At 41.6% G+C, this 13227-nt stretch carries 11 protein-coding genes; 8 read left to right on the top strand and 3 right to left on the bottom strand.

All coding sequences use genetic code 11. From position 1 onward, the window contains the following. Positions 1 to 14 precede the first annotated feature (14 nt). Positions 15 to 1649 (bottom strand): TOTE conflict system archaeo-eukaryotic primase domain-containing protein, encoded by a 1635-nt coding sequence (locus tag CU635_RS03885; RefSeq protein ID WP_245917308.1) that lies wholly within the window; start codon positions 1647 to 1649, stop codon positions 15 to 17. 262 nt (positions 1650 to 1911) lie between these two features. After that, entirely contained in the window at positions 1912 to 3150 is a 1239-nt protein-coding gene (locus CU635_RS03880) for an ABC transporter substrate-binding protein (protein ID WP_101575867.1), read from the bottom strand. 275 nt (positions 3151 to 3425) lie between these two features. On the opposite strand from CU635_RS03880, the gene CU635_RS03875 reads away from it, so the two are divergent. From CU635_RS03875 to recQ, 4 genes are all read left to right on the top strand, one after another. Further along, on the top strand, positions 3426 to 4307 hold the full coding sequence (locus CU635_RS03875) for a carbohydrate ABC transporter permease (protein WP_101575866.1): 882 nt from the start codon (positions 3426 to 3428) through the stop codon (positions 4305 to 4307). Between the two features lie 32 nt (positions 4308 to 4339). Beyond that, the gene (locus CU635_RS03870; RefSeq protein WP_101575865.1) at positions 4340 to 5149 is read left to right on the top strand and encodes a carbohydrate ABC transporter permease; all 810 of its coding nucleotides are present in this window, start codon (positions 4340 to 4342) and stop codon (positions 5147 to 5149) included. Between the two features lie 162 nt (positions 5150 to 5311). After that, positions 5312 to 6151 carry an adenosylmethionine decarboxylase gene (speD, locus tag CU635_RS03865; RefSeq protein WP_101575864.1) on the top strand — a complete coding sequence of 280 codons (840 nt, stop codon included), beginning with the start codon at positions 5312 to 5314 and terminating at the stop codon, positions 6149 to 6151. Positions 6152 to 6327: 176 nt separating this feature from the next. Next, a complete protein-coding gene (recQ, locus tag CU635_RS03860; protein WP_101575863.1) occupies positions 6328 to 8466 on the top strand; it encodes a DNA helicase RecQ in 2139 nt (712 codons plus the stop codon). A 54-nt stretch (positions 8467 to 8520) separates the two neighbouring features. Here the strand turns inward: recQ and CU635_RS03855 are convergent, their stop codons facing one another. Then, positions 8521 to 8919, bottom strand: coding sequence for a VOC family protein (locus tag CU635_RS03855; RefSeq protein WP_101575862.1), 399 nt, complete (start codon positions 8917 to 8919; stop codon positions 8521 to 8523). Positions 8920 to 9245: 326 nt separating this feature from the next. Here CU635_RS03855 and rlmD point away from each other — a divergent pair, with 326 nt between their 5' ends. From rlmD to CU635_RS03835, 4 genes are all read left to right on the top strand, one after another. Then, on the top strand, positions 9246 to 10616 hold the full coding sequence (gene rlmD, locus CU635_RS03850) for a 23S rRNA (uracil(1939)-C(5))-methyltransferase RlmD (protein WP_101575861.1): 1371 nt from the start codon (positions 9246 to 9248) through the stop codon (positions 10614 to 10616). A 377-nt stretch (positions 10617 to 10993) separates the two neighbouring features. Further along, positions 10994 to 11575 (top strand): TetR/AcrR family transcriptional regulator, encoded by a 582-nt coding sequence (locus tag CU635_RS03845; RefSeq protein ID WP_219619917.1) that lies wholly within the window; start codon positions 10994 to 10996, stop codon positions 11573 to 11575. 210 nt (positions 11576 to 11785) lie between these two features. Then, positions 11786 to 12751: an FAD:protein FMN transferase gene (locus CU635_RS03840; protein WP_219620144.1), complete on the top strand. Its 966-nt coding sequence runs from the start codon at positions 11786 to 11788 to the stop codon at positions 12749 to 12751. Positions 12752 to 12794: 43 nt separating this feature from the next. Then, complete coding sequence (locus CU635_RS03835) at positions 12795 to 13187, top strand: FMN-binding protein (RefSeq protein WP_245917307.1); 393 nt, start codon at positions 12795 to 12797, stop codon at positions 13185 to 13187. Positions 13188 to 13227: the final 40 nt, after the last annotated feature.

Genomic DNA, 13227 nt, shown 5'->3' with positions numbered 1-13227 from the left:
ATTTGGTGTTGCAGTCAAGCCATGGACATAATTGGCTCTAATTTGTTTGAGACCTTTTCAAAGCTAAATGCAGAAATATGATGGCATTCATCCACGATAATTTGTCCGTACTGAGTTACAAAAGATTTTAACTGACCTTCTGCAACTAAACTTTGAATAGTAGCTACATCAATGTTTCCTGTCGTGTTATTTTTGCCGCCGCCAAACCGGCCAATTTCTTTCGAAGGTATATTAAAAAAAGCAGAGAGCTGCTGAACCCATTGCTCCATCAGGTGGGTTCTATGAACAATAACTAGCGTATTCGTTTTTCGTTCTGCAATAAGGGCAGCTGCAGTTACAGTTTTCCCGAAACCTGTTGTTGCTGCTAAAATACCGTTTTCGTGATTAAGTAAAGCTGTGACAGCCTGCTGTTGCTGTGAGGATAAAGTTCCATGAAAAGAAACGTTAATATCTTCTCCTTTATACTGCATATTTTTTATTTCAACTTCAATTGATGATTCCTTTAATAGCATTAATAATTCTTCCAAACAACCACGCGGCAAGATTAAATGATCTTGATCTTCCGAGGAACAGTTGATAATCCGGGGAATTCCATGAGTAGACATTCTTTTCGCTTGTGCTTTATAAAATTCAGGGTTCTTAAACGAGGCCAATTCAACCATTTTCGTCATAAGTGAAGAGGTTAGTCCGGACTTATTTATCAAAATCCCATTCTTTAACGTAACAGTAACGTTTGAAGGAAGATTGCCGGTAGAGATTTGTTCTTTCAATGAATGGCTGTGACCAATTTCGAGAATGCTCTCAATCTCTTTTCTTGATAATTGTTTCACCGAAGATAAATAAATCCATTGATCTGGATAAGGAGTAAATGCTTCATCGACAAATAAACTATTGCCGTTTTTCGCCGCATGATATTGCATCGGTAGCGCAATTAAGTTGCCGAATCCTCCGTTTGGCAGGGTATCCTGGTTGGGGAACATTCGATCATAAGAATCAATGCCAATTTCATGGCGCATTTCACGTGTTTTTGATAGTAACTTCATTCCGAGTTTTCTCGCTACAGCGGAGGATATGTTTTCCGAAAAGAAAATCCATACATGAGCGCCATTCCCAGAGCGGGAGCGCTCTATATGAGAAGGAACATTTAAAGTTGTACAAACCTTAACAAAAGCTAAAACATCTTCCTGCCAGTTTTGTTTGTCAAAGTCGATGGCTAAAAATGAACATGTTTCATCCTTTTGCATTGGGTATAAACCGACAGTCAATTTTCCTTTTAAATGATTGGCGATCTCCTGATCTGTTAATGGCAGCAGGGTTCGATGCTTGCAATCCTTGCATTTAATGTGTGGCTTTTTGCAAATCGGATCTTTCCATTCATGGGCACATGCAGGAGTATACCCAGATTTTCCGCCGGTTGATTCCCATCTCAGTGCATAAACATCCGTTCTTCCTTGAAATAAACTTCTATACAGTTTAATTTTATCTTCAGCATAGGAGTTTTTTGTAACGATTGTACTATTATTTGCTGTGTGTTCATTTGGTTCTGAAGTTTGCATCATTTTTGAGAGCAATTTCTTTAAATAAGCATTTTCTTTTCGTAGCTTTTCACATTCCTCTAAAACTTGCTGCAGCTGTATATTTCCATTCATTGAGATCCCTCTTATTGGCTGATTGATAATTTCATTTTAATGGATATCGTTAAGATAATACAAATACACATATTGGCTTATGGTAGCTTTGAAACATATTATAAATTGAAGATTTAACGTTAATGTTATAGCGTTGTTGTTTTACCACTTAATTTAATTGTTTCCTTGTTAGTACAATCATCAATAATGGAGTTACTGAGTTAGAGAATCTGTACAAGCAGACAAAAAATAACCCGGGTCAAATAACCCGGTTTATTTGTCTTTATTTCTTTATGTGCTGATTCACTATCGCTTGTGCGGCTTCGGCGGCCTTTCCAGGGCTTTCGCCGCCAAGGACAGCTTGGATGGAGCTGAGGACAGCTTTTTCGACGTTTTCGTCAGGGATTAAATAACGGGGTTGGAACCTTGTTTTTTTGGTAGTCCAATCCACGATATTGTTTAAGTCTTCAGATTCATAGCTTACGTCTTTAACCGTAACGTGTTGGCTTGTTTGATTTGCGTAAGCTGATGCATTTTCAGGCCGGCTTAGAAATTCGATGAACTTTTTCGCTTCTTCTTTTTTCCTGGAGTTCTTGTTCACTCCCAATAAGAAGGTTGTCGTATGGATTCCTTCATATTTTGCTTTATCTTCTGGAACCGTAATCGGGGCTAGCAGCCCGAGCTTGATATCCGGGTTCAGATTCCTGATGCTTGCGATTGCATAGGAGCCCGTTGCCAGCATTGCTGCTTTTTCCTGTGCGACAAGAGCGATCGCAGCGTCATGTTTTGTCCCTAACGAATCCTTTTGAATATATTCTTTATCGGCAAGCTCTTTGAATTGTTCAAGGGTTTTGATCCACCATTCCTCGGTAAGTTTCGCCTTACCGCTCATCAGTTTATCGAAAATTTTTTCATCCGGGGCATTATTCATCATCATGCTGTTCATGAATTGGCCCGATCCGATATCAGCACCCGGAAAAGCAATCGGGATATAGCCATTATCTTTAAGCGTCTGGCAGAGCTTAAGGAAACCTTCCCAGTCTTTTGCTGGCTCCAAACCAAGTTCTTCAAATAAAGTTTGGTTATAAACAGGCTGGTTGAAAACCAGCTGTAAAGGCACAGCAAGCTGTTTTCCTTCAACATTGCCAATCTCAATTAACTTTGGATCAAAGTTATCCAGGAACTTTTCACCGCTTAAATCTTCATAGAAACCTAATTTCTTTAATGATTGCAATTGATAACCCGGATTTGATGCAAAAACATCCCCAGTCGATCCGTCCCGCAGCACGGTTTGGACAGGATATTGCTCCGAAGGGTAGATCGCCATTTCAACCTTAATTCCCGTTTCTTCCGTGAACTTTTTAATTAACTCTTCAAAAGCGTCCTTATCTTCGCCGCGCCAATGCATGAAACTGATTGTTTTTGATTTGCTGTCTGCCCCGGTCTCTTTCGAAGAACAACCGGCGAGAACACCCGAAACCGTCAATAGCACAGCAATCAACAAACTACCTATCTTCTTCAATGAATCTCCCCCTTGAAATATGTATAAAAACTCGTTGTATAACAATTAGCCGAAAAACCGACATATAAAACCTTTTTCTATCTTTTTTTAATGTTTAGCTTCTGTTAAGCGGTATGTTGGCGTCCAGCATGTTTTCCAAGTAGAAAAACAGGGTAGTAAGAGAGTTAGCAAGCAATCAAACTGTGTCAATTGATATCGATTTTAGGAAGAAGGAGTGGGAAAAAGCTTAAACGGAGTTTAAAAAGAGAGAAGTTTGTTTTTAGGGGAGTGTTCTGATGAAATTTAAACAGTACAAAGCGCTTTACTTTTTCATTCTGCCGGGGTTGGCCTTGTATTTAACCTTTTTTGTCTATCCCACTTTCAGCGCCTTATTTTATTCCTTTACAAACTGGGATGGTTTAACGGCTGATTATGACTTCGTTGGATTGGAAAATTATGTAAATATCTTCACAAATGATTCGATATTTGCAAAAGCGTTCGGAAATAACTTGAAGTTTATGCTGTTTGTCGTTATTTTTCAAACCTTATTTTCATTAATCTTTTCCTTATATCTGGTCAGGAATACAAAGACGAATGTTTTCCTGAGAGCCCTTTTCTTTTTCCCGACGATCCTATCGTCGGTTTCCGTTGCTTTTATCTGGGCATTTGTTTACGATCCCAATTTGGGAATTTTAAATACGGTCCTTGAAAGGGCGAATCTGAATTTTCTTTCGCAAAATTGGCTCGGGAATGAAGATTTGGCCATATACTCGATTGCCGTCGTTCAAGTTTGGTTTCATACCGGCCAAATGATTATTCTTTTTGTAGCCGGACTGCAAAACATCCCCGCTGATTTATTTGAAGTAGCCAAAATCGAAGGCGCATCAAGGTGGCAAAGGTTTCGTTTTGTCACATGGCCGATGCTTGCTCCTGCCGCAACGATCGTCATCGCTTATACGACGATCCAGTCCTTTAAAGCCTTTGACCTGATTTATGCGATGACAAGGGGCGGCCCCAATTATGCTACTGAAATCCTTGCGACTCTCATCTATTCAACCGCTTTTAAAGGCTTCCAATTTGGTTATGCATCAGCCGAATCGGTGATTTTCATGATGGTCGTTGCCATCATTACTTATCTGCAGTTCAGGGCTCTCCGTGCCAACAGAATCAATGAATAATTTAAATAAAGAGAACAGAAATGGGGGGTTAGATGAAGATTTTCAAAGGCGGGATGCTCGCCATCTACGCATTGTTAATTATCATTCCGATTGTCTCAATCTTCTTTACTACATTTAAAAGTTCCAAGGAAATGTATGATAATATTTTAGGGCTGCCAAGTTCGTTTACGTTTGACAATTATATTGAGTTGTTTGCCAGCAAAACGATGAGCACTTATTTTATGAACAGCGTCATAGTCACGATTTTCTCAGTGACATTTACCTTGTTTTTCGCAAGCTTGATAGCCTATGCACTGACAAGAATGTCCAACTGGTTCGGAAATTCGATTTTTGCATTGTTTACACTGGGAATGATGGTGCCGGCCCAGGTCAATATGAGTCCTTTATACGATCTCGTTTATAGCCTCGGCCTTACAAATACCCGAATCGGCTTGATTGTTGTCAATACGGCTGTTACCTTGCCGGTCGCTGTATTTATTTTAACAGGCTTCATGAAATCTCTTCCAAGGTCATTATTTGAAGCAAGCATGATGGACGGTGCATCCAATTGGGCTATTTACAGAAGAATCGCGATTCCTCTTTCATTGCCGTCACTGGCTGCTACTTCGATCTTTTTGTTCGTCATGCATTGGAATGACCTTTTTTATCCATTGTTATTCATTACGGAAAACAAGTATAAAACCTTGCCGCTTGCTTTACTGGAATTCCAGGGCGAGTATATAACCAATTATCCAATGCTGTTTACCGGCGTCATCATCGCTTCAGCCCCAATGGTGATCGCATATGTTTTCTTGCAGAGATACTTTATTGCCGGAATGACTGCCGGTTCGGTAAAGGGATAGAACTTCCGGTGGCTGCTTTACTATACACAAGTAGAGCAGCCATTTTTTTTCGGCCAGTTTTTTATGGACAAAAATGGGTATGATAAAAATATTTAAGTTTATCATCCAAGCCGAAATTGGCCATTAATCCAAGCACCGACACAGCAGAGAAGGGGAATCCACATGAAACTAACACAAGAGCAGCGTATCCAATTGCACGGCTTCAATAATTTAACCAAATCATTAAGTTTTAATATGTATGACATTTGCTACACGAAAACAAGGGAAGAACGAGAAGCTTATATTGAGTACATTGATGAACAATACAGCGCTGAGAGATTGACCAAAATTTTAAAAAATGTTGCCGATATTATTGGTGCGCACGTTTTAAATATTGCCAAGCAGGATTATGTTCCGCAGGGGGCAAGTGTCACGATGCTCGTTTCAGAAGGGCCGGTGGTCGAGGTGCCGACTGAATCTTTTGAGGAGTCGCCTGGCCCGCTTCCGGAAACGGTGGTGATGGCATTGGATAAGAGCCATATTACTGTTCACACCTATCCGGAATACCATCCCGATGAAGGAATCAGTACATTCAGGGCCGATATTGATGTCTCGACATGCGGGGAGATTTCTCCTCTAAAAGCCTTGAACTACTTGATTCATTCTTTCGATACAGACATTATGACGATAGATTACCGTGTCCGTGGTTTTACGCGCAATAAACACGGATATAAGCTGTTTATCGACCATGACATCAACTCCATCCAAAACTACATCCCTGAAAATATAAAGAGTTTATATCAAATGTTTGACGTAAATGTATACCAGGAAAATATTTTTCATACAAAATGCAAGCTTAAGGATTTTGACTTGAATAACTATCTGTTCGGCTACACAAAAGAGAAGCTCACCCCTGAAGAGCGTGAGGAAATAACCGATAATCTTCAAAAAGAAATGGACGAAATCTTTTATGGGAAAAACATCTCCTATAGCTGGATGGAGGAAGACGAAGAAAATAAATGAAAAGTGCGGCCAGCTGGCTGCACTTTTTTCTGGGTTTTTTATCATAGATTAGACGAAGAGGAGATTACATTCCCAGGAATTATTGTTACAATAGTAAACAGCACCGCCCAATAACCCACTCTATTAAAACCTCTGTAAATACCCAGCGATACTATTCCAAGAGAGGAGACAATTCTTTGTTTGAACAAGCCCGGCAACTGTTAAAAAAATATTATGGTTATTCTTCTTTTCGCCACGGTCAGGAGCAGGCAATCCAGTCTGTGCTTGACGGCAAAAACACGATCACTGTCATGCCAACGGGAGGAGGAAAATCAATATGCTATCAAATTCCTGCGCTGATTTTGCCTGGAACAACGATTGTGATATCTCCGCTGATTTCATTAATGAAGGATCAGGTTGATGCGCTTGTTCAACACGGCATTCCTGCAGCTTTGATTAATAGCTCGCTCGGTGTCCAGGAAGCAAGACAAGTAATGGCTGAAGCAAAGCAAGGAGAATACAAGCTCCTATATATTGCCCCGGAACGGCTCGAGTCCCGCGATTTTGTCGAGGATTTAAAAAGCATGCCAATTCCGTTAGTCGCTGTCGATGAAGCACATTGTATCTCGCAATGGGGACATGATTTCCGGCCAAGCTACTTAAACATCGAACGAATCGTCAACAGCCTGCCGGATAAGCCGATTGTGCTCGCATTGACAGCAACTGCAACTCCAAAGGTTCGCGAAGATATTTGCGCATCGCTTTACATTGATGAACAAAACTCGGTAATTACCGGATTCGAACGAAAAAACCTGTCTTTTTCAGTCATTAAAGGACAGGACCGCTATGCCTTTTTGAAGGATTATGTGAAAAAGAATGCAGCGGAAGCAGGTATCATTTATGCGGCGACGAGAAAAACGGTCGACCAGCTTTATGAACGTCTCCGCAAGGATAAAATTAATGCAGCCCGCTATCATGCAGGGATGAACGATACTGAACGGATCAGTGAGCAGGACCGTTTTTTAAAGGATGAAGCGACAGTAATGGTTGCGACGTCCGCATTTGGAATGGGTATCGACAAGTCGAATATCCGTTATGTGGTCCACTTTCAGCTTCCGAAGAACATGGAAAGCTATTACCAGGAAGCCGGTCGTGCCGGACGTGATGGCCTCGATAGTGAGTGCATTGTTTTGCACTCTTCCCAGGATGTGCAAATCCAGCGTTTTTTGATTGATCAATCGAGCGAAAGAGCAAGGATCCAGCAGGAGCTCGAAAAGCTGCAGCTGATGGTCGACTATTGCCATACCGAAAATTGCCTGCAGGAATATATCCTTCATTATTTTGGCGATCACGATACGGCTTCGTGCGGACGCTGTGGCAATTGTACCGATTCCCGCGCCAGCGTTGATGTCACAAAAGAAGCACAAATGGTCATGTCATGCGTAATCCGGATGGGGCAGCGCTTTGGAAAAGCGATGATAGCCCAGGTATTAACCGGGTCAAAAAATAAGAAAATCAGTGACTTTGGCTTTCAAAGCTTACCCACTTATGGAATATTGAAAGAGAAAAGCGCAAAAGAAGTGAGCGACTTAATCGAATTCTTGATTGCAGAGGAACTCCTTGCTGTTCAACACGGGCAGTTTCCAACGATTTATACGGCGGCAAAAGGAAAGGATGTCCTGCTTGGCAAGCAAACCGTCCACAGGAAAGAAGCGGTCAAAACAAGGACGGTTACGAATGACGATCCTCTGTTTGCCGAGCTGCGTGAATTGCGGAGAAACATTGCATCTGAAGAAAAAGTCCCGCCATTCGTTATTTTCTCCGATACCAGCTTGAAGGACATGTGCACGAAGCTGCCGCTTTCGGATGGCGAATTCCTTGCAATAAGCGGCGTTGGGGAACATAAACTGAAGAAGTACGGGGACGCGTTTATCCAAGCGATCATGCAATTCTGTGAAAATAATCCGGACCGCCAACCTGAAGCAGGACTGGTACCACCCTCGACCAAAAAAGTGAAAAAAGAAGTCGGTGAATCTCATTTTGTGACGCTTGAAATGCATAAAACCGGTTTAACAATTGAGGAAATCGCAAAGAAAAGGGAAATGGCGATCACCACGATTGAAAACCACTTGTTGCAGTGCGCCAGAGACGACCAAGCGGTTAATTTTGATTTGCTCATTCCTGATCAGTTTAAGCATCTGATAAAACAAGCAGTTGCAGAAGCAGGCAGGGGAAAACTTAAGCCTATTAAAGAACTGCTTCCTGATGAGGTTACTTATTTTATGATTAAGGCCTATTTTTACTGGTCGAAGGAAAAGGTAGGAGTGGAAGAATAAGAGGCGAGGAGAAACCAGATATGGTTTCTCCTCATATTAAGTAAAGTTAAGTAATCAGACTTCTGCTTTTCCTAAAATGGTGTTGATCCTCTCTTGCTTCTCCCCTTCACTCAAATACTCAAACAATCCAAGGCGATTTCCCCATGGATCAGAAAAAGTGCCCCATTTGACCGGAACTTCTTCCCGTGACTCGATAGCAAAATTTTCGATATTCAATGCATTCATTAGCCTTTCCCGTTCTTTTTCAATATCCGTTACACCTAAGCGGATTGGTCCGCTCCCTTCTGATGGGGTTCCTTCAGCGACTTGCAGCCAGCAGCCGGGAATCAGCTCCCATTCTGCAAATCCATTATGCGGGATAAAATCAGGTTTTCTTTTTAATAATGTTTCATACCATTTTTGGCCTTCTACTATATTCGAGACACGTACTTGTACAGTCATTTCATAGATCATTTGAATTCCTCCTTAATCATTCATTCCTATATATTTCATGAGGAAAGATCCGATCTCCTTCATGTGCAGTGAACTTTAGCAAACTAGGAGAAGTAAAATTAACAATATCTAATCAGATACCTGTGAGTTAGCAAAAACGTTATTGTGTCAGTCCGCTGAATAACAAACGAAAATTAGGAATTGACTATAGAAAATCGCCATACTTTAGATAATATGTTTGATTTTCATTATCAGTACTTAACCGCTGTTTCGCAATGAATACTTCATTATGATACAATTTTGCTAGTAAAATTAGCTACGGAAACTATAAGCAAAGGAAGTATCCCATGAGCAAAACGATTCCAGTTCGAAAAAATGACTATATAGATGTTGAATTTGAAGACCTGACGCATGACGGAGCGGGTGTAGCGAAAGTGGATGGCTACCCAATTTTCGTACCCGGTGGATTGCCAGGCGAAAAAGCGACAGTCAAAGTTATTAAGACAAACAAAGGGTATGGTTTCGGGCGGTTAATTGAACTGCTTGAAAGAAGCCACTTCCGGATTGACGTGGAGGAAAGCGATGCCCATAAATATGGCGGCTGCCAGCTTCAGCACATCAGCTATGATGCTCAGCTGAAGTATAAGGAAAACCAGGTCCGGCAGGTGCTGGCCCGAATCGGCAAGCTTGGAGACGTTAAAGTCCATCCGATTCTGGGAATGGAGAACCCATGGCACTATCGAAACAAAGCCCAGGTGCCGGTCGGCGAAAAAGACGGAAAACTGATTGCCGGCTTTTTCAAACCGAGGACTCATGAAATTGTCGACACAAATGAAAGCCTGATTCAGCTTCCGGAAATCAATGAAGCAATCCAGACAGTTAAAGAAATCTGCAGTGAACTCGGGATTCAGGCGTATCAGGAAGAAGAGCATAAAGGCGTGCTCCGCCATATTATGGCCCGGTATGGCCAACAAACAGGCGAGCTGATGGTCGTCATCATCACGAGAACAGCAGATATCCCGCTCAAAAACGAATTGATCGAGAAAATCGTTGCCCGTCTCCCTAAGGTAAAATCAATCGTCCATAACGTTAATTCAAAAAGGACAAACGTCATCCTTGGGGAGAAAACGAAAGTACTCTGGGGAAGTGAAGTCATCTATGATTACATCGGAAACGTTAAATTTGCGATTTCCGCTCTGTCTTTTTATCAGGTAAACCCGGTTCAGACAAAGGTACTGTACGACAAAGCGCTTGAATACGCCGGATTGACAGGCGAAGAATCTGTCATTGATGCCTATTGCGGAATTGGGACCATTTCGCTGTTCCTTGCCCAAAAAGCAAAGAAGGTTTTTGGTGTTGAGGTTGTTCCGGAAGCAATTGAAGATGCGAGGCGGAATGCTGAACTGAATGAGATCTTTAATGTGGAATTTGCTGTCGGTGAAGCGGAAACTGTCATTCCGAAATGGTACAAAGAAGGAAACGAGGCTGACGTATTAGTTGTCGACCCGCCGCGTAAAGGGTGCGATGAAGAACTACTTCAAACGATTATTGAAATGAAGCCGAAGAAGGTAGTTTACGTTTCCTGCAACCCGGCTACACTTGCCCGCGACTTGCGGATCCTCGAGGATGGGGGATATAAGACGATTGAAGTTCAGCCTGTTGATATGTTTCCGCAGACGACACATGTCGAAATTTGCGTACTTTTGTTGAAAAAGTGAATGAATGTATGTATATAGATATAGCTAAATTCTCAGCCGATAATACAAGTGCCAGATGCTTATCACCAAACTCCCTGGATTATATACTGCAAAACATATAGCGGATACCGTGGATTATGCGTGTAGACGGAAGAGTAAAACTGGCAAAGCAACTTTACATGTGAATCCGTTTTCAGGCATGTTGTTCTTCCAAAAATGCTATTCAAGCTAAGGCACATTTTTTCGGATAGGGTAAAAACAAACGGGGGTACTAAATATGTATAAATCAAGAAGTTTTATTAATTTTGGTAATTAGGATTGTCGGAAAAATATAGTAATGTCATAGTATGAATGAATATAAAAAATGTTCATTCGGAATGATGGAGGTTGGTTACTTGATAGATAAAAAAGCAGCTATCTTTAATTCTGGAAGGGAGTTATTTTACTCAAAAGGATTCAAAGACACTAATGTTTCAGACATAGCAAAGATGGCCGGAATTGGGATAGGTACTTTTTATAACTACTACACCTCGAAAGAGAAGCTTTTCTTAGAGATTTATCTAAAAGAAAACGAGAATCTTAAAAAGAGTATTGTGGAATCTATTGACCTGAATGATGATCCCGTAACGCTGGTTACAAAGCTAGTGAAACAGAACATCAGTGCTATGAACTCAAATCTGATACTAAAGGAATGGTACAACAGGGATCTCTTTAGTAAACTGGAGCAGTATTTTTATGAACAGGGCGGAATAGAGAGCATTGATGAACTCATGCATAGCGGTAAAGCAGAGTTAATTAAAAAATGGAAGGCTGAAAGGAAAATAAGGGATGATCTGGACGATGAGCTTATATTCGCCCTTTTTAACTCTATACTTTATATCGATATTCATAAAAGAGAAATCGGGATTCACCACTTTCCACAGATTTTATATTACTTAACGGAGTTTATAATGAAAGGCTTAACTGATTGCCGAAAATAGATAGATACAGGCAGTCATTTTTTTGCCCGTACCTGAATGAATTTATCAAATATTCATTCAGGTACGGGAGAGTATTATTTCAGTATGAATTATCCAGTTACCGAGTACAGCTCAGGTAGTTTTAGATTTAACTATATTGTGAAATAATTCACAATCGGTACTTCCAGGACAAAAATATTACAGGAGAAGTTAGAGAAAGGAGTGGTGCAAGTGGACAAGGCGGTAGTTGCCCAGTCAATGAACGTTGGGATGAGCACAGTGATGACTCACAGAGCTTTCGGCAAGCATGCTGAGGAATCTCTTAGAGCAGTCCGCGATGAAGCTGTACGGCTGGAAGAGCTGCTGAGCCGTTTTATACCCGGAAGCGAGATAAGCAGGATCAACAGGTCTGCAGGTATGAAATATGAAAGGCTGAGCGGTGAAACATATGAGGTGCTGTCCCGTGCTATTGAATTCTCAAGATACTGCCAGGGCCTCTTCGATGTCACTATTGGGCCTTTAGTAACCTTATGGAACAACGGCAAGGATACATTCAAGCCTCCGGAGGAATCAAGGATAAGGAAAATTGTTCCTTTGGTGGACTATTCTGACTTGTTATTGGATCCCTGCGAAAAGGCTGCCGGACTTCAAAGGCTGGGCCAGTCCATTGACCTGGGGGGTATAGGAAAAGGGTTTGCCGGCGATCAGTTTTTGGAGGTATTTAAGAAATACGGCGTCGCATCAGCTTTTACAAATATCGGAGGAAATGTGATGGCTTTAGGGACAAAGCCTGATGGTTCCCCGTGGCGTGTGGGTATCCAGCATCCCAGGCAGGAAAACAGCTTAATGGGTCTTGTTTCTGTGGCTGATAAGACAGTGGTTACATCCGGGGACTATCAGCGATACTTCATTGACAGTAACGGTAAAAGGCATCATCATATCCTGGATCCATCTACTGGATATCCGGCGAAATCAGGTTTGGTAAGCGTGACCATAGTTGCCTATAGCTCCATGGCTGCTGATGCGTTGTCCACCATATTGTTCGTAGCCGGGATGGAAAAGGGGCTTGAACTTCTAAGACGATTCTCCGGAGCTGAAGCCATTCTCGTGGACATAGACTTACAGGTTCACGTTACGGCTGGCTTGAAGAGATGCTTTCAGGCCGGTGAAGGTATAAGCGTGAATATCTTAAATTAAATGGAAGGGAAAGATTTGAATGAAAAGGAAGGGGAAGATTAGAATGCTAATAATTATACTGGTAATTTTTGTTGTGACGGGTTTGGGAGGAGCGCTTATTTTTACTTCGGGGGAACGCCGAGAAGGTAGAAGCCTCCCTATCGCTGATGTGGATTTTAAACAGCTTAATGACGGCACTTATATTGGGGAATATGAAGGTGGAATGTACAAATGGAGGGCCAATGAAGTTCAGGTTACAGTGTCTTCAGGCAAGGTCACTGATATTAAACCACTAAAGCATAAAGAGAACCAATCGCCGGAATTCACGGAGAAGTTATACAATAGAGTAATCAAATCACAGTCGCTGCAGGTAGACACCATAAGCGGTGCAACCATTACTTCCAAGGCCTATCTAAAGTCGGTGGAAAACGCCCTGGACAAAGCACAAAAAAAGTAAGAGGAGGAACCTGGATGGTCTCTTTTCGATCCAAAATATT

The sequence above is a fragment of the Bacillus canaveralius genome (assembly GCF_002860125.1).
GTDB lineage: Bacteria > Bacillota > Bacilli > Bacillales > Cytobacillaceae > Bacillus_BJ > Bacillus_BJ canaveralius.
The sequence above is the reverse complement of the archived record's forward strand: the minus strand, read 5'-3'. Positions and strand labels throughout refer to the sequence as shown.